This window comes from Bacillus fonticola (genome assembly GCF_012955605.1).
Lineage (GTDB): Bacteria > Bacillota > Bacilli > Bacillales > JC228 > Bacillus_CG > Bacillus_CG fonticola.
Genome location: NZ_CP052135.1, coordinates 2,783,095 through 2,800,049 on the forward strand (window position 1 = coordinate 2,783,095; position 16,955 = coordinate 2,800,049).

A 16,955-nucleotide genomic window follows, 5' to 3' on the forward strand; every position below is an offset into this window, starting at 1 on the left:
GAAGAAGGCAAATTGGAATTTTATCCTTTATTATAGATAGGAAACAGACACTCGTTCTGTCGACACTGGAGAAGACAGTGAAACGAATGCGGGAGGACTACCTCTTACTTAAGATGGAGGAATACGTGGGTTTCTCTTTACATTCATTGGTTCACCCCAAGGAAACAAAACGTTCGCCACCCTAGAACGTGGGTTACCTGCTTCACTTGCACCGACTAACCTAACCCTTTGCATGTTAGTTGCCGGAAATTCGCCATAGTGAGTCGCCGCGGCTAGTTCTAGCTCGTTCACTCTTTCTTGTAACTTCATAAGCTCTTGTTCTTGTAAATAAACAACTTTCTCAGCCTTGTCCATTCGTTGTTCTACGTTTTCCACCCGTTCACGAAGCTTACCTGTGTATCGAACGAGTGCTTCTACCATCGCCATCGTTTGTTCTTCATTTGATGAGTTCATTCACTTTTCCCCTTTCTATTTTCATTAGGTGTAGGGAGCCTGGTTACATAGTGAGCTGCTGTTTTAGATCACTTTTCTTGAGGTGTAATTACGGAAGCAGCACTTCTTCGATAGACGAGCGATCGGAGTTAGCGGATTCGTTACGTTCTGTAGTCGATTGGCCACCAAGAAAGCGGATTTGTTCAGCGACTACTTCTGTCACATAGACACGCTTGCCTTCCTGGTTTTCGTAGTTGCGTGTTTGAATACGACCGACAACACCTACAACCGAACCCTTTCGGCAGTATTTGACCGTGTTTTCAGCCATCTTCCTCCATAAAATACAAGGGATAAAATCCGTATCCACTCCTCCTTGCTGATTCGTAAACGAGCGATTGACAGCAAGCGTGACATTCGAGACAGATGTTCCGTCAGAAGTGGCTCTTCGTTCAGGATCTTTCGTTAACCTCCCGACAACTGTCACTTGGTTAATCAATGGGCTACCTCCTTTTTGTCAGTTTTACAAGCCATTCACCTAACCATAGAACGGAGGGGGACGGGGGCGAATGGCTTGTGTATGTATCCTAACTCGTTTTAGTAGAATTGCAAAATCGCGATTCTCCCTTTTTCATAGAGTCTCTTATTTGTAAAATCCCCGTTTCGTCTCAATCAATTTTCTCTTTTCGCCATACCAGATTCGGTTTTCAGAGAAATTTGTCCGTTCTGAAAACTTTTTTTCGATGAGGTGGTTTTGCCTTCCGAACCCCTTCCAGACTATGGTATACTTACGAACAACATCGTACGGCAACGGAGTCCCACATTATTGTAGGAGGTCATGTCCATGAAAACCTTTAAGCTTGTTTCGTTGCAATTCATGAATGGCGATACATTAACAGACACGGAGTTGTTGGATGGGCTCATTATCAACAGAGAAATTGAAGAGAACAGTTGGATATTGGAAGCTTATACGACGACCGAACATGTCGACACATTTGATCGAGTTTGTCAAAGTGGTGAATGGTTGACTGTCCAAGCCGTGATCACAAAGCCAACAAACGCTCCTGCCCCTTTTCAAGTGCAAATACGCAATGTGCAGCGTATCAATGACTTAGTAAGTGTGTTGTTTAGAGGACACATTATTCATGCGAAACACGAATACGCTGAGCTGCTACTCGCTCAATTACTCAAAGACGGTCTTCAAGGCGAAGAACTCCTCAAATCATTTACGAACAAAATACATGCTTCCAAACCCATTACAAAGGTGACAGTAAAACCTGTTCCACCGAAACCTACCACTACAACATGAACAATTTATTTTTCACACCATGAAAGCGATCGTTTCATGCAATAAAAAATAGCGAGAGATAGGGAAGGATTGGTGTTATATGCTAGCCGTTACAAACGCAACCGGGTACATCGGTGATGGGACAAGACTTACAGGGGAAACAATTCTAGTCGCAACAGATGGGAACATTGAGGCAGTAGCGAGAAATGTAGATGTTCCAGCTACCTATAGAGTGATAGATGCGACTGGATTCACGATTACTCCAGGACTCATTGACGTGCATACACACCTTGGTGTGCACGAGGAAGGGATTGGACAACCTGGAGCAGACTTTAACGAAACGAGCGATGCTGCGACCCCTCACATTCGTGCATTAGACGGTATCAACCCGATGGAAAAGGGCTTTGCTGATGCGAGACAGTTTGGCGTCACCACTGTACAAATTATGCCTGGAAGTGCCAACGTTATTGGTGGTACGATGAGTGTACTTAAAACGGTAGGTACTGTCGTCGATGATATGCTCATAAGAGAAGACTCCGGTTTGAAGGCCGCGACAGGCGAAAATCCAAAACGCGTACATGGCGCAAAAGGAAAGATGCCTGTTACACGCATGGGTGTGGCTGGATTATTACGTGAGAGATTAATAGAAGGGCAAGATTACATCCAAAAACAGAAAGAAGGCACCGTACCGCGAGACTTGGGCAAAGAAGCGATTGCCAAAGTGCTCCAAAGGTACATGCCACTACGCGTGCACGCGCACCGGGCAGAAGATATTATGACCGTCCTACGCATTCAGCGGGAGTTTGCTATTGATGTGACGATTGAGCATTGTACGGAAGGTCACAAAATCATTCAACACTTACAGAACAGTGGTGTCAAAGTTTCTGTAGGACCAACGATGTCTACTCGCTCCAAAGTAGAGTTAACGGACAAAGGATGGGATACGGTCGTCCAATTGGAACAAGCAGGAATTCCGTTTTCCATTACGACAGACCACCCTGTCGTCGGTATCGAGCACTTAATGACCAGTGCAATCTTAGCAGTAAAAGCGGGAGTGACCCCGGATGGCGCGATGAAGGGGATTACCATGAATGCTGCCGAACATCTCGGAATGGAGAAACGTGTTGGCTCTCTGGAAGTGGGCAAAGAAGCAGACTTTGTATTGTGGAGTGGCGATCCTTTTGACCTTCGTACGAAAGTGCACGCAACGTACATTGAGGGGAAACAAGTGTATGGGAACTAACTAGTCAAAAAGGCTGCAGAATTACGGGATTTTCCGGTTCTGCAGCCTTTTTCAATTTTTCGGTTTATCGCTGGATAAACTCAACAATATCTGGTTAATCCTAGTTGAATTTCCACCGCTGATTCCAAAGCGATCATGCGGGAAACGACTACTGCTAATGGCGCCCGAGTAACAGGATTATATGGCTTAAAGCCGGCCCCATCACCTTTCATAAGCCCAACGGCATTGAATCAAACGTTGCACCGTTCATTTGTAAATACTGGGACGAGTAATACATCATCTGACGCGTTTACCGCAAGCTCAATCGAAGTGTTCAATCCCTTTGCCATCGCAAGAAGGTCATGTTTCATGTCACCTTCTGCGTAAGGAAACGGGAAAAGATGAGTCTATCGAATCATTGTGGTGATAAATTACGTATTTGTTTTCGTTGCATGTACCGTTTGAGCAAAGGTGTCACAACGAGCAGGATGAAGAAAATTCGAAACAGATGGAAGCTCGTCACGATCGCCAAGTCCCCATCAATCGCGATGGCTGTAATACTCATCTCTGTAACACCACCTGGAGCCACCGAAAGAAAGCTATCACGAAAGCTAAATCCAAACCATTTAGAAAGCGCACCTGCTATAGCAAGACACGCTACAATTAAGGAGATATTTGTAAACACTGTATCTCGTATAATACGCCACGTAAACATAGATTTATCTAGTCGCATACTTACGCCTAGATGGGCACCGAGCAATAACTGGGCAGTCGCAGTAACACCCCCCGGAATTTGCATGTCGGCAGGAATTCCGGCAATTTGCCCTACTGCAACAAGCAACATAGGAACGAGTAAATACGGAATGGGAAGGCCTATCTTTTTCCCTAGTATAATACCAATAGGCATCCCGATGACGAGGACAAGCAGCATCGAAGGCTCTACAAATAGTTCCGTGATCTTCACTACATTCACATCGCTAGTGGCACCCGATCCATTGTCCCCATAAATAGCATACGCAATCAATGGCACGACAAGTATAACGAGCAAGATTCGGAACGTCTGCATGAAAGCAACAAGGGATTCGTTCGTTTCCTCAAGCTCTTCAGCTACGATCACCATTTGACTCAACCCACCTGGAAAGCTACCAAGCAAGGCAGTACTCTTTGAAACACCTGTGTGACGGGCGTATAAAAGGGCTAATCCGACTGAGAAGCCAATCAATATTAACGTCGTCATCATCATATATGGCAACAGGACTCCCATTTGTGCTGCAGCCTGCTTTGTAAAAGCACTCCCCAATTGGATCCCGAGAATGAGGAGACCCACACTACGAAGCAACGCCGGCCAATGTAACGCTATATTTGGCTTCCACAGTTTTACGATCAATAGCGCCAACAAAGGCCCCAATAACCATGGAAGTACCACCCCTATGAAACTCGCAGTTACCCCTGAAACTACTGCGATAACGAACGTAGTGAGAACCGCCTGAACCGACCTCATGCCCATCCCTCCATTCCTTTATTTTAGCACAGGACACAAAGGGAATTGCTTAGAAATTTCGAGTTCCGTAATATTCAACAGATTTGTTTCCTGACCGCGGATATCTGCCCCTGACCGCGGATATCTGCCTCTGATCGCGGATATCTGCTCCTGATCGCGGATATCTGCCCCTGATCGCGGATATCTGCTCCTGATCGCGGATATCTGCTCCTGATCGCGGATATCTGCCCCTGACCGCGGATATATTCTCCTGATCGCGGATATCTGCTCCTAATCGCGGATATCTGCTCCTGATCGCGGATATCTGCTCCTGATCGCGGATATATTCCCCTGATCGCGGATATCTGCTCCTGATCGCGGATATATTCCCCTGATCGCGGATATATTCTCCTGATCGCGGATATCTGCCCCTGATCGCGGATATCTGCTCCTGATCGCGGATATATTCCCCTGATCGCGGATATCTGCTCCTGACCGCGGATATATTCTCTTGATCGCGGATATCTGCTCCTGATCGCGGATATCTGCCCCTGACCGCGGATATATTCTCCTGACCGCGGATATCTGGCCCTGATCGCGGATATATTCTCCTGACCGCGGATATCTGCTCCTGATCGCGGATATATTCCCCTGATCGCGGATATATTCTCCTGATCGCGGATATCTGCCTCTGATCGCGGATATCTGCTCCTGATCGCGGATATCTGCTCCTAATCGCGGATATCTGCTCCTGATCGCGGATATCTGCTCCTGACCGCGGATATCTGCTCCTGATCGCGGATATATTCCCCTGATCGCGGATATCTGCTCCTGATCGCGGATATCTGCCTCTGATCGCGGATATCTGCTCCTGATCGCGGATATCTGCTCCTGATCGCGGATATCTGCTCCTGACCGCGGATATCTGCTCCTGATCGCGGATATCTGCTCCTGACCGCGGATATATTCCCCTGATCGCGGATATCTGCTCCTGATCGCGGATGTTCAGCCTGTCCTAACGTATGCACGACCCCAGTATCAGTTTTACATCACTATTTCCTGTTTGATCAAACGTTTAATGAAAACCTTTTCTAACGAGAATGGATAAGTTGTGAAGACACACTCTTTAATCAGTCGTTTAGTTAGGAAATATAGTGTGAAGCAACAAAATACGCCAAGTTTAACTACTACTGGAAATGGGTTTTGTGGCGCTGAACGACGATGCCTGCATCATGTCGCGGATCCCTCTCTCCCTGAACGCAAATTCAGCTCCCGCGTCGTCAATTCTGCAGCTGATCATGCAGATTTCTATCACGCGCGTTGATCTCGATTGCTGCTTATTACTCCATAATAAAAAAAACGAACCCGCATAATGGCGGATTCGCTCTTTACAGAGGTGCTTATTTCTGTGGTCCTTTTCCTGGGTTATCTGGTTTACCAGGTCCTTTTCCTGGGTTATCTGGTTTACCAGGTCCTTTTCCTTTTCCCGGATTAGGTACTCTTTCTTTATCGCCTTTTGGTGGTTTTTCGCCCTCTTTTAGCTTGTAGAGTTCCACCGTTTTTGCTGTTTTGTTGCCGGCGACATCTGAGACTTCAAATACAAATACGTTTTCACCTTCTGCAAGTTCTAGCTCAATATCTTCAAAAGTTTTTTCGAAGGCACGCATTTCAAATGGTTGCTCAAATTGCTGGAAGAATAGTTCGTTTCCGTTCAAATAGAAGCGGATTTCGTCGAAGTTGTCTTTTACAGTCACATCTACGACGGGGTTTGCTTCTTTGTATTTAACGTACGTTTTAGATGAGAGACCATCGATTTCTAGTTCTGGTCCTGTCGAATCAACAAAGATGGTACGTTTAAAGTCAAATGCGTTTCCAGATGCATCTACTGCTTCAACCCGGAAGTCTTTGACACCGTCTTCAAATGTCAGCGTCGTGTCAAATTCATATACACCGGCTTCTTCGTTGTACGTAAATGGAATGTCTTGGTCTGCAATCGTTAACTTCGCCAGTTCCCCTTCTTCTTCCACAGTTCCAACGAAGTTTAATTCATTTGTGTTATATACAGATAGTGTTTCAGGCTCTGTCAAACGAACGATAGGAGCTACACGGTCATCTCCTACCGTGACTTCACTTGCTACCTCGTTTCCAGCAAAGTCAACGGCTACCACACTATACTCTGCGTCAGCAGATGCTCCTTCAGGGAGATCAAGCTCTGTTTGTTCTGCAGAATAGAGTTCAGGTAGTGCAGTTCCATCTGCTACAAGCATGTAATACGCAACGCCTGAGCCGCCTTCATTGTCTACTGCTTGCACAGTAAATGTGTTCTCTTCTGGATTAAACGAAGCAGTTACTTCTGGTACAACCGTGTCTACCTGGACAGGAAGTTGGAAGTTTTGCCATTCTCTTGTTTCATCCAAACGAGCACGCACTTCATAAATATAGTCTCCGTCTTCAGCTAGCTGCCCATTAATGTTCCCGTCCCATGCACGACCCGGATCTAGCGAGTACGTTGGGGCGAGTCCACTATCATAATAGTGCTTGCGTAGATCGAATTCTGAGCGAATCGTTCTGAGTGCATTGCCTTCTTCATCTAGTACGCGTACTTCCGCTTGCTCTGCGTTTCGCAGGAGTGAAATGATTCCAATAATTTGATCCTGTACGCCATCTCCGTTCGGCGAAATGGCCAAGTTTTCTTTCGTGTAGCTACCGTCTACTGGATTGTAACCAAGGTAGTAATAGCCTCCACTGCTGTATACTGCGCCTGCAGCTCCATAGAAAGACTCTTCATCATACACCGTACCGTCAAAAATGTTCGGGTCGTTCCAGTCTCCTTTGAAGCCCATGTAAGGAACATTCAATGTAGGGTTCGTGTCTGCTGGATCTGTAAATGTGACAAACCCTTCTACAAAGTAACCATTTTCAAACACGTCTTCTACAGGAACAGTAGCTTCAAAGTTTCCAGTAATAGATGGCTCAACTACTTTAGCGTTTGTTACATCAACTGTTACCTTCACTTTGCGCTTTTGCCCTGCTTTTAGCGTTACCGTTTCAGTTTCTTGACCATTAATGGTAATTACCGCATCGGCTAATGCTTGTGCTTCTAAGCCGTCAGCATCCCAACCAAGTGAACCGTAAGCAGCCAAATCAGTTTGAATATTTGCTGTTACGTCATATGTCACTTCTTCATTAGAGAAGTTCTCTAGCTCAAGATCAAAGCCAAATTGGTCTCCAACCTCTTTCAAAGCTACTTTCGCTTCTCCAGTTTCTTTGTTCGTGACCATAGCTGGTGTAGACAATGCACTGTTTAGTTGCATCACGCCTGCCCCTTGGCGACGTGGGGAGTATGGTAGGTCCCAAGCGAAAGCACTGTTAACAGCTCCTTTATCGATAAGTGGTGATGCTGTGTTCATCATAATATTTTTCGCGCGAAGCATACGGTCATAACCTTCTAAACCAAATTCCCCGTCAATGCGTTGGTACACAAGAGCAGATCCACCGGCAACGTGCGGGGCTGACATGGATGTTCCACTCATGATTCCGTACTGGTTGTTTTCCAAAGTGGATAAAATTTGTCCACCTGGTGCAGTGATTTCAGGTTTGAAATCAAGATTTGGTGTGGTTCCCCAAGAAGTGAAAGAACTCATTTTGCCAGCTTCACTATTTAGTGCTGTTATTTTTTCTCCCGCAAAGGTGACTTGCACTTGTTCTCCGGCTGTTAAAGAAGCGGCCAATTTGTCCCCATCGGATTTGCTCATGAACAAATGAGGAATCTCAATCGCCGGATCGTCCGCCATATTGATCGTACCGTCCGTGTTGTTATAAATGAAGACACCAGCTGCCCCTGCCGCTTGTGCATTCAATGTTTTAGCAGTGAAATTAAATTCTCCACGTTGAATGAGCGCAAATTTCCCTGTAAAATCCTTCCCTTCAAAGTCAGCTGGTGTGCCTAATCCTGCGTAGACAAGATCAAATGTCTTCTGTTCCAGCGTGTTCGGGTCAACTGTTCCTGACACGTTGTAGCCAGCTTGACCTGCTTCAGCGCCTGCTGTGTAGTTGACAGCGTCTAGTTCAACATATGAGTTTTCTAGAGAGGCCACTTGTAAAGAATCGTATGCGATACCAGGCGATCCGACAACACCGATGTCTGGGTTTTCTGCCCAAGGATTCGCCCATCCATTTCCGAAGTTTGCTGAGTTCCCACCCGAAATGGCCATCATAATTCCGTTTTCTGTCGCACGTTTGATCGCTTCTTGTTCAGGTGAATCTGCCGATACGAACCCAGCTGTTGAACCAAGGCTCATATTAAGGACGTCCGCACCTAGGTTGATCGCGTCGTCAATCGCCTTAATGTAGATGTCTCCGTATGTGGTTTGCACTTCTGGATCATTCCCAAACACTTTCAATGCCAGTAGTTGCGCTTCCGGTGCGATCCCTTTGATTCCACCATTTTCTTCGTCACCGTTAGCCCCTGCAATTCCACTAACGTGCATCCCATGCATGGAAGCTCCTGGTGCAATATCACGAATCTCTTGGTTATCGTCCATGTAGTTATAACCGTATGGAACTTTCGCAGTACGGAACGTTCCCGGTAGATTGAAGGCTTCAGCGGCTTCGTTCACTTCTGCTTCTGTTAAAGCTCCTGTCGAGTCATCGGTTAATACCATGTCGCGATGGGATGGGTCTAGTCCCGTATCAATGATTCCAATTACCATGCCTTCCCCTTTAAACCCGTAATCGCGCCATGCGGATTGTGCTTCAACAAGTTCTTTAGAATACTTCATTTCTGGTGTTGCTTCAGGACGTTGATACTCATTTGTAATCGATACTTCCGCAACTCCAGGAATTTCCTTCAGGGCTTCTATGTCTTTGAACGAGACATCTGCACTGAATCCGTTGACAATAGTTGTAAAGCTCTCGTATTCTTTGAGCTTTACCCCTTTGTCTTTCGCTTTCGATTTAGTAGCTGCTTGCCCTTTTAATTTGTCAGCTTTCATTTTGTCTTTCGCTTGTTTCGGTAAATCCTTGAATTTTTTCCCTTGCCGTGTTGCCTCTGCGATGGATGGTTCGTCCTCCATCTCGACAACTACACGAACAAGCTCGTTCGGATCAAACTGTGGATTAGGCTTTACTTCATTTGATACTGGATTCGGCGTGCGGTCCTGGGGTGTTTTATTATCTAGCTGTGCCCCCGAAACTGCACTGGATAGCATCATGAGGAATGCCATCGCTAACACTGTGATTCTACTTAGCTTTCTCTTCAATCCTCTTTCCTCCCCTATGCTGTAAGGTTTTGAAAATTACATCTATTATCCTATCACCTATACTACTTATTTACTAGTAACCTTTGACACAGTATCCCGCGACAAACTTCTATGAAAATCGTCACATTTTTCCACCTATTTCGCAAATCAAAATAATAATAGGTCTATTCACCCATATCCAAAGTGGTATCCGAATAGTTTCCAAGACTGGGTACCTAGTTGTATGCACTTACAATGTCGAATTTTTATGTGTAAAACGTTATACGTTGTCGAAATATTTTTCTATTAGATAAAGGTTTTGTCAGGTGTTGGAAAACATTTGATGATGTCTTTTGTGGAAGAATAGAAGGTAAGCAGGTTTGTAAACCTATTGATCGAATAGTTAATGGATTCATGCAAAAGACGCTTTCCATATAGTTCGAAAAGCGTCTTATCCATCATGGTGTAACTGGGACGATTGAAAACAAAATAGGCAAAGTGACAATGCTTAACAAGGTTGTCACGAGCGTTACGGCAGACACAGCGTTCGGTTCAATCTGAAATTGCACGGCAAACATCGTCATATTTGCCGCTGCCGGTAACCCCGCTACAATCATAAAGACGGAAACGAGTAACGGATCCATTCCGAAATCTACGGTTGATAGGAGGATGATAACGATAAGTGGTGAAATGATCATTCGAAACGTTACGCCGGAAGAAAAGATCGTCCAATCGAGTTGGCGAAATTGGATATTGGCTAGTTGCATGCCTAATGCGATCATCACAATGGGGATCGCTGCATCGGCAATTAATGAAATCGGCTGTAACACTACATTTGATAAGGTCCAACCGGTTATTTGCACGGTCCATCCTAGGATAACTGCATATAAAATTGGCATTTTGGCTACTTTTTTCAAAGCAAGGACTGCCACATCTTTCGTGGATCCTTTCGCCTCATTTGAACCATACGCTGTTAAAAAGAGGCCAACCGTATTCATTAGGATAGACTGAATCACCATAATGAAAATAGCGTATGTTGCGGCAGCATCACCATACGTAAACAGTAGTAATGGCACGCCATAATTCCCACTATTCATGAAAGCTGACGAAGCAAGCACCGCAGTAGTCTTCGTACGTCCTAACTTTCTAAACCACCCAAATGCTAGACCCATAGCTAGTAAGACAAAACAAAGAACTAAGCAGTATATGAGAATATAATAAGCATCATTTGTGAGTGGATTTTCATAGAACGTCAAAAAGGCTAGAAACGGATACAAGCAATATATGGATAGCGTTGACATTTGCTTTACATCAAAGGAGAAAACCTTTTGAGCGAGAAATCCTACTGCAAAGATGCTAATGACTGGTAATAATACGCTGAAGTACACATACAAGACCCCTTTCGCTCTCTACTCTTCAGTGTAGCACAGAGACCGCGTTCAATGGACTTAATTTGCCATGACAAATATGGTGAGTTTAGCGTTTGAATGACTGTTTTGCCTGAATGCCCGAAAAGGAGTGCACTTGGAAAGGTTACGTGTTTACTACAATTAAAACAAGCCCACCCCACCAAAGTGGGATGAGCTATAGAAACGAAGCATGTTGTTAGCAGTAAACCGCTGGAATAAGCGAAGGACGCAAAAAAGTGTGTGTGATCCACCATTTTGCAAAGGAAGAATGCGAAATGGAATGGTCAAAGAGTTTCCGTCTCTACATGACCGTTACGTCCATCGTTAAACGTCATGCATTCATTTCCTCGTAGCCCAACTGTTTTCGGCAGTTTGGTAGAAACTTCTCAGACCTTATCACTGAGACTATACGAGCACATATTGTGAATTTCACTAGTATATCGGGCAGAACGAGTTTCGTCAAGCGTTACAATTTGATATTTCGTATAGTCTATTTTTTAACTGTTTGCTTGCGCTTCTCTTTCACTAGCCTGATTTGAAAGAAGGTAATTTCTTCTGGGAGTTCCTCTTTAATAGGAGTTAGTCGATTGTCCCCTATCTCTTCCATGACTTGAGTAATTTGTGTTTGTACGTCTTTCGGCACTTCAGAATCAATGTCTAGCGAATGTCCTTCTCCCATGGCTTTTATAATGTGCCCCTCAATTGTTCGGGATTGGATGCCACGTTGCTGTGCTATTTCCTCGACCGTTGTACCTTCAATGTATTGCCTATAGCTAACCATGTACGATGGTTCTTCCGTTGAAAGTTTTGCAGGTTTGGCTGCATGGGCGCTCATCACGTGCTCTTCCGGTTTTCTCTCCGGATTTTCTTCACAAAACTCGGCAATCGCTTTACGAAATCTTGCTCCGTACCGATCATTCTTCTGCTGCCCGACCCCTTTCACAGCGAGAAAATCCTCTTCGGACTGTGGCAACATGGCGGCCATATGACGAAGCGATTCATCTGAAAAGACAACAAATGGAGGCACACCCTCACCACTGGCGATTTCTTTTCGAAGTGATCGCAGAACTTCAAACAATGGATCGTCGACAGCTACAACCTTCTGCACTTGCATATCTTCTTTGCGCAAAACCACTTCCTCGCCGAGCAAAACCTGTTTCCCCTTCTCTGTCACGCGCAAAGTCGGATATTGTCCCCCTTCAATGCGAAGAAACTCTGACGAGGCTAGAAAATCGATGAAAGTAGCGATATCTTTGACCGTGCGTCCTTTCATCAGTCCGTATGTCGGCAACCTATGAAAGTGGAACTCTTTCACTTTTTTGTTTGCGCTCCCTGCCAGTACTTGTGCAAGTAGTTGCTTACCAAAGCGTTCTCCCATACGAATCAAGCAGGAGAGCACCATTTGCGCATCCTTTGTTGCGTCAACTGTCTCTCGCTGGTCGGTACAATTTCCACAGCGGCCACACCCCTGCGGATTTTCCTCACCGAAGTATTGCTGGATTGTAGCTTGCAAACAAGTTTCCGTATGCGCATAGTGGCTCATCGCACGGAGTTGTGCATAGTCGTGCGCCTTTTTCTCTTCACTGCCTACACCTTGTTCGATAAGAAAGCGCTGAATATGCTCATCTTGAGGAGAAAATAGCAAGATACAAGCGCTTGGACTTCCATCTCGTCCGGCACGACCAGCCTCTTGATAATAACTTTCGAGCGTTTTCGGCATTTGCGCGTGAATGACGTAGCGAACGTTTGACTTATCGATCCCCATCCCGAACGCGTTCGTGGCTACCATGACCCGAGTTTCATCTATTAGAAAGGCCTCTTGAGATGTGGCGCGTTCTGCTTCTGATAACCCTGCGTGGTAGCGACCTACTTTGAACCCTTTGCTTTTTAATCGTTCATACAGATGATTCACTGCTTTTCGTGTGGCTGCATACACGATGCCAGATTCGTTTTCATTTTTTCTTACGTACGATTCAATGTACCGTTGACGGTCTTGTCCTTTTACGACAGACAAAGACAAATTTTCCCGCTGAAATCCCGTGACGACAATTTCTGGAGAGAACATAACAAGTTGCCCAACAATGTCCTCTTGAACTTGCGGAGTTGCCGTTGCCGTCAACGCCAAAAGAATTGGACGCTTTGGGAGAGACTGCAAGATACGGGCTACAGACCGATAGCTCGGGCGAAAGTCGTGACCCCATTGGGAAATACAGTGCGCTTCGTCCACTGCAACGAGAGGGATCTCCACCTCCTGAAGCACTCTTACAAACGAAGGAACTTCCAACCGCTCTGGCGCGACATAAACAAGTTTGTACTCGCCTGCTCGAATGCCTTCAATTCGTTCATCATACTCGCGCGGTGTACAAGAGCTGTTGAGGAACGTCGCAGACACCCCCATCGTATGGAGCGCATCCACTTGATCTTTCATGAGGGAAATGAGCGGAGACACGACAAGCGTAGTTCCAGGAAACAAAAGGGCAGGCACTTGATAACAAATCGACTTTCCGCCACCTGTTGGCATCACTCCAAGCGTGTCTCGCTTTTGAAGTACGGAGGCGACAATTTGCTCCTGTCCTGCCCGGAATGCGTCGTATCCAAAGGTGGATTGTAAAATGGTGGTTGCTTGAGGAAAATTCATGAGATAAACTCCTTTCTATTTTTCAATTGTAGCAAATAGATGACCCATCTTGTAGAATTGACTCATAAAGTTTGGGTGCCTGGCACGCCTATCAATACGAATGGACGTAGTTTGGGTGCCCGGCACGGTCTATTAAGTGCCTGGTTTCCAAGCTCTAAACCATATTCAACAACTTAAAGGAGATATTTTGATGAACATCCAAACCATTTATGCCGTCGGACGAAACTACGCAAAACACGCACAAGAACTCGGTAACGACATCCCTAGCGAGCCACTTCTATTTCATAAACCTGCAAGCGCAGCTGTTTATGCAGAAGGGCAAACGATACCACTCCCTTTTGACAAAGGCGAAGTTCATTTTGAAACAGAACTTGTCCTACGAATTGGCAAGCGACCTTCACAGGGAGCGACTGTGGACGAATTGATCTCCCATATTACGGTCGGACTTGATCTCACCTTACGCGATGTCCAATCAGAACTAAAGAAGAACGGTCACCCTTGGTTACGAGCAAAAGGCTTTCGTAACAGTGCTGTTTTAGGGGCTTGGCAGCCATGGATGGGGTATGAATCATTTAAGTCACAACCGTTTTCTCTTGAAAAGAATGGACATCAGACACAGCACGGCACCCCTTCGGAAATGATGTTTTCCGTGGAAAGGTTGCTAGCCGAACTAGACGAATGGTTCGGTTTAGCGGAAGGAGACCTTTTGTTTACAGGGACCCCAGAAGGCGTTGGACCACTGGTGTCAGGTGATAAATTGAATCTATTGTTAGGGGATCAAGACGTAGGACGGATCACTATAGGGTGAAACAGGCTTTTCGGTTAGCGCGACTACAGATGTGGTGTCGCGCTTTTATCTTTAGAATTGAACGTGCGAATAACAACCTAAAACACAGGCTTCCACACCATTAATACCAACAACAAAAACGCAAATGTATGAACAACATTCAGGAGCTTCAACGTCTTTTGGCGTGTTGCTTGATATTCACTTGGCACATTATCCGATTGACTACCCGTTAACTGCCCTAGGCCAAATGCCGTTACTTTTGGCAGCATCCCGACAGTAACGATTTGCGTGACCAGGTATAGTACAATCGCTGCAATGTACCAAAATTGCGTAAATTTATGCGCGATGTTCTCAATGAAGAACACACATACAAATTTTGTAGCTCCTCTTTTGAATGTAGCTCTGCTCTTACAAAGAGTTTGCGCAATCGTTCTAGCCGATGCTTCCGTCTACGTAACCTTCTTCTAACAGAACGTGCTTTCCTACGTGGTAGTGCTAGTGAATCCCCATTCTTTGGATTTTCAGCTCGATCAAAAATACGCACTCCTAAATCCTCAATACTTACTGGTTCATTCGTTACTGCATCTTCTTCAAGTACACTCCACCCCACTGAAGCAATTCCAATGTCCAGTCCAATACGATACAGAAAATCCCACCATCCACAAAAACCCTACTCCAAAGAGGACACAAAAGTAACGAATTTTACGTTTAGATGACAGAGAAGCGGGTATGTACATATTGGCGGTCAATTTTTTGTCTATTCCGTGCATATACTCAATTCAAACTATTCTGTACCAGGAATGTACAAAAAGGGGATCGTCAAAAAAGAAAAAATACCATTAAGGGGAGATGCTTCACTTATGAAGAAAACTTGGAAAACACTCGGTATGGCAGTTTTATCTATTGGAATACTCGCAGGATGCGGTTCTCAGGTGGCCCAGACAGAAAGTGGCGCTACGATTATTGAGGAAGGTAAGCTAACTTTTGCCGTTTCAGGTGAATTTAAGCCATTTAGTTATATGGACGAAAACAACGAACTGACAGGCTATGATGTGGAAGTCGGGAATGCCATTGCAGAAGAACTCGGGTTGGAGCCCGTCGCAGAAAAAATTAAGTTTGCTAGTATTATATCCAGTGTAAAATCTGACCGCGTTGATATTGCCGTGGCCAGTCACACCATTAACGATAAACGTTTGGAAGAAGTCAATTTTTCCACTCCCTACTATTACTCAGGACCGCAAATTTTCACTAGACCTGATAGCGACATTGAAACCGTGGAAGATTTGACTGACATGGAAGTGGCGGTATCCAAAGGGTCAACTTATCAGGAAGATGCTGCTGAGTATACAGATAACATTGCAACATATGACAGTGACATCACGGCATTGCGTGCACTCGCTGATGGTCGTCATGACGCCGTTATTACCGATTTTATCACTGGAAAGGAAGCCATAGGAGAAGGCTTTGAAATTGAAGGGAGAGAACTGCTTGGTCGAAGCGAGCAAGCAGTTGCCGTCTCCAAAGAAGATGAGCAACTTCTAGAAGACATCAATGAGGCACTTGAAACGCTGCGTGAGGATGGAACGCTTACCGAACTTAGTAAAAAATATTTCGGTGAGGATATTAGTGTAGACCCGGAAGAGTAAAAAACCTCCATCTATACTTTTCAAAAGTGCGCACAGTCTTTTTGAAGACCTGCGCACTTTTTAGCTAATTACGCGACGTCACGAGCGCAACGATTGCCCAACTCGCATCGTGCGAGCATAAGGAACCTGGAGGTCATGATATGGATAGCATACTGCACTTTTTTGAAACATTCGCAAGTTCCAGTAACGTATTCGTCGAAGCGTTATTACTGACTCTACAACTAGCCGTCGTTTCTCTAATTCTTGGTATTGTCATCGGACTTTTCTTTGCTCTTCTTAAGCTTACCAATAAGAAAGTGCTTCACTTCATTTATGATACGTATGTGTTCTTAATTCGAGGGACACCGCTCATCGTACAAATTTTTATTTTGTACTTTGGAATTAGTGATCTCTTCTTAATAGACAAATTTTGGGCTGCTTCTATTGCGCTTGCCGTTCATAACGGTGGATATATCGCTGAAATTTTTCGTGGAACCATTCAATCTATTGATAAAGGACAAACGGAGGCTGGTCGTTCACTTGGAATGACGTCTAGCATGACAATGCGTCGAATTGTATTACCACAAGCCTTCCGCCGAGCACTTCCACCTCTTGGAAACCAATTTATTATTGGTGTGAAAGATTCATCACTGGCCGCTTTTATTAGCTTACCTGAACTATTTAATATTGCCACCACTAGAGGGTCGACGACTTTTGATGAAATGACGTACTTGCTCATCGTAGCGGTTTACTATCTCGCCTTAGTCGCCGTTCTGACGATTGGGGTAAAACTTCTTGAAAACAAGCTATCTGTTAGTGAATGATAAGGAGGGAATT

13 protein-coding genes and 1 riboswitch are annotated in these 16,955 nt (G+C 45.1%); of the genes, 5 read left to right on the forward strand and 8 right to left on the reverse strand.

All coding sequences use genetic code 11. The features are described 5' to 3' along the window. Positions 1-108: 108 nt before the first annotated feature. Positions 109-453 (reverse strand): hypothetical protein, encoded by a 345-nt coding sequence (locus tag HHK01_RS13680; RefSeq protein WP_170008298.1) that lies wholly within the window; start codon positions 451-453, stop codon positions 109-111. Positions 454-541: 88 nt separating this feature from the next. Then, on the reverse strand, positions 542-928 hold the full coding sequence (locus HHK01_RS13685; RefSeq protein WP_170008299.1) for a single-stranded DNA-binding protein: 387 nt from the start codon (positions 926-928) through the stop codon (positions 542-544). 345 nt (positions 929-1,273) lie between these two features. On the opposite strand from HHK01_RS13685, the gene HHK01_RS13690 reads away from it, so the two are divergent. After that, positions 1,274-1,738 carry a YwpF family protein gene (locus HHK01_RS13690; RefSeq protein WP_170008300.1) on the forward strand — a complete coding sequence of 155 codons (465 nt, stop codon included), beginning with the start codon at positions 1,274-1,276 and terminating at the stop codon, positions 1,736-1,738. Positions 1,739-1,817: 79 nt separating this feature from the next. Further along, positions 1,818-2,960 (forward strand): amidohydrolase, encoded by a 1,143-nt coding sequence (locus HHK01_RS13695; protein ID WP_170008301.1) that lies wholly within the window; start codon positions 1,818-1,820, stop codon positions 2,958-2,960. Between the two features lie 394 nt (positions 2,961-3,354). Here HHK01_RS13695 and HHK01_RS13700 read toward each other — a convergent pair whose 3' ends face one another. From HHK01_RS13700 to recQ, 5 genes are all read right to left on the reverse strand, one after another. Continuing rightward, positions 3,355-4,440, reverse strand: coding sequence for an AbrB family transcriptional regulator (locus tag HHK01_RS13700; protein ID WP_170008302.1), 1,086 nt, complete (start codon positions 4,438-4,440; stop codon positions 3,355-3,357). Positions 4,441-5,150: 710 nt separating this feature from the next. Beyond that, positions 5,151-5,447, reverse strand: a complete 297-nt coding sequence (locus HHK01_RS13705; protein ID WP_170008303.1) for a hypothetical protein — start codon at positions 5,445-5,447, stop codon at positions 5,151-5,153. Between the two features lie 372 nt (positions 5,448-5,819). Beyond that, the gene (locus tag HHK01_RS13710) at positions 5,820-9,680 is read right to left on the reverse strand and encodes a S8 family serine peptidase (protein WP_228027584.1); all 3,861 of its coding nucleotides are present in this window, start codon (positions 9,678-9,680) and stop codon (positions 5,820-5,822) included. A 437-nt stretch (positions 9,681-10,117) separates the two neighbouring features. Further along, positions 10,118-11,047 (reverse strand): AEC family transporter, encoded by a 930-nt coding sequence (locus tag HHK01_RS13715; RefSeq protein ID WP_170008304.1) that lies wholly within the window; start codon positions 11,045-11,047, stop codon positions 10,118-10,120. Positions 11,048-11,398: 351 nt separating this feature from the next. Further along, positions 11,399-11,501: riboswitch (purine riboswitch) on the reverse strand. Between the two features lie 57 nt (positions 11,502-11,558). Continuing rightward, on the reverse strand, positions 11,559-13,706 hold the full coding sequence (gene recQ, locus HHK01_RS13720; protein WP_170008305.1) for a DNA helicase RecQ: 2,148 nt from the start codon (positions 13,704-13,706) through the stop codon (positions 11,559-11,561). 190 nt (positions 13,707-13,896) lie between these two features. Between recQ and HHK01_RS13725 the strand changes: the two genes are divergently transcribed. Further along, positions 13,897-14,514, forward strand: coding sequence for a fumarylacetoacetate hydrolase family protein (locus HHK01_RS13725; protein ID WP_170008306.1), 618 nt, complete (start codon positions 13,897-13,899; stop codon positions 14,512-14,514). 77 nt (positions 14,515-14,591) lie between these two features. Here the strand turns inward: HHK01_RS13725 and HHK01_RS13730 are convergent, their stop codons facing one another. Beyond that, complete coding sequence (locus HHK01_RS13730) at positions 14,592-14,858, reverse strand: hypothetical protein (protein ID WP_170008307.1); 267 nt, start codon at positions 14,856-14,858, stop codon at positions 14,592-14,594. A gap of 495 nt (positions 14,859-15,353) precedes the next feature. Here HHK01_RS13730 and HHK01_RS13735 point away from each other — a divergent pair, with 495 nt between their 5' ends. After that, positions 15,354-16,139, forward strand: a complete 786-nt coding sequence (locus HHK01_RS13735) for a transporter substrate-binding domain-containing protein (protein ID WP_170008308.1) — start codon at positions 15,354-15,356, stop codon at positions 16,137-16,139. 140 nt (positions 16,140-16,279) lie between these two features. Continuing rightward, the gene (locus HHK01_RS13740; RefSeq protein WP_170008309.1) at positions 16,280-16,942 is read left to right on the forward strand and encodes an amino acid ABC transporter permease; all 663 of its coding nucleotides are present in this window, start codon (positions 16,280-16,282) and stop codon (positions 16,940-16,942) included. The last annotated feature ends 13 nt before the right edge of the window (positions 16,943-16,955 follow it).

What these genes read in the sequence shown, in the direction of transcription:
- HHK01_RS13680 (WP_170008298.1), bottom strand. Translation starts at nt 453, where the DNA reads ATGAACTCATCAAATGAAGAACAAACGATGGCGATGGTAGAAGCACTC.
- HHK01_RS13690 (WP_170008300.1), top strand. Translation starts at nt 1,274, where the DNA reads ATGAAAACCTTTAAGCTTGTTTCGTTGCAATTCATGAATGGCGATACA.
- HHK01_RS13695 (WP_170008301.1), top strand. Translation starts at nt 1,818, where the DNA reads ATGCTAGCCGTTACAAACGCAACCGGGTACATCGGTGATGGGACAAGA.
- HHK01_RS13700 (WP_170008302.1), bottom strand. Translation starts at nt 4,440, where the DNA reads ATGAGGTCGGTTCAGGCGGTTCTCACTACGTTCGTTATCGCAGTAGTT.
- recQ (WP_170008305.1), bottom strand. Translation starts at nt 13,706, where the DNA reads ATGAATTTTCCTCAAGCAACCACCATTTTACAATCCACCTTTGGATAC.
- HHK01_RS13725 (WP_170008306.1), top strand. Translation starts at nt 13,897, where the DNA reads ATGAACATCCAAACCATTTATGCCGTCGGACGAAACTACGCAAAACAC.
- HHK01_RS13735 (WP_170008308.1), top strand. Translation starts at nt 15,354, where the DNA reads ATGAAGAAAACTTGGAAAACACTCGGTATGGCAGTTTTATCTATTGGA.
- HHK01_RS13740 (WP_170008309.1), top strand. Translation starts at nt 16,280, where the DNA reads ATGGATAGCATACTGCACTTTTTTGAAACATTCGCAAGTTCCAGTAAC.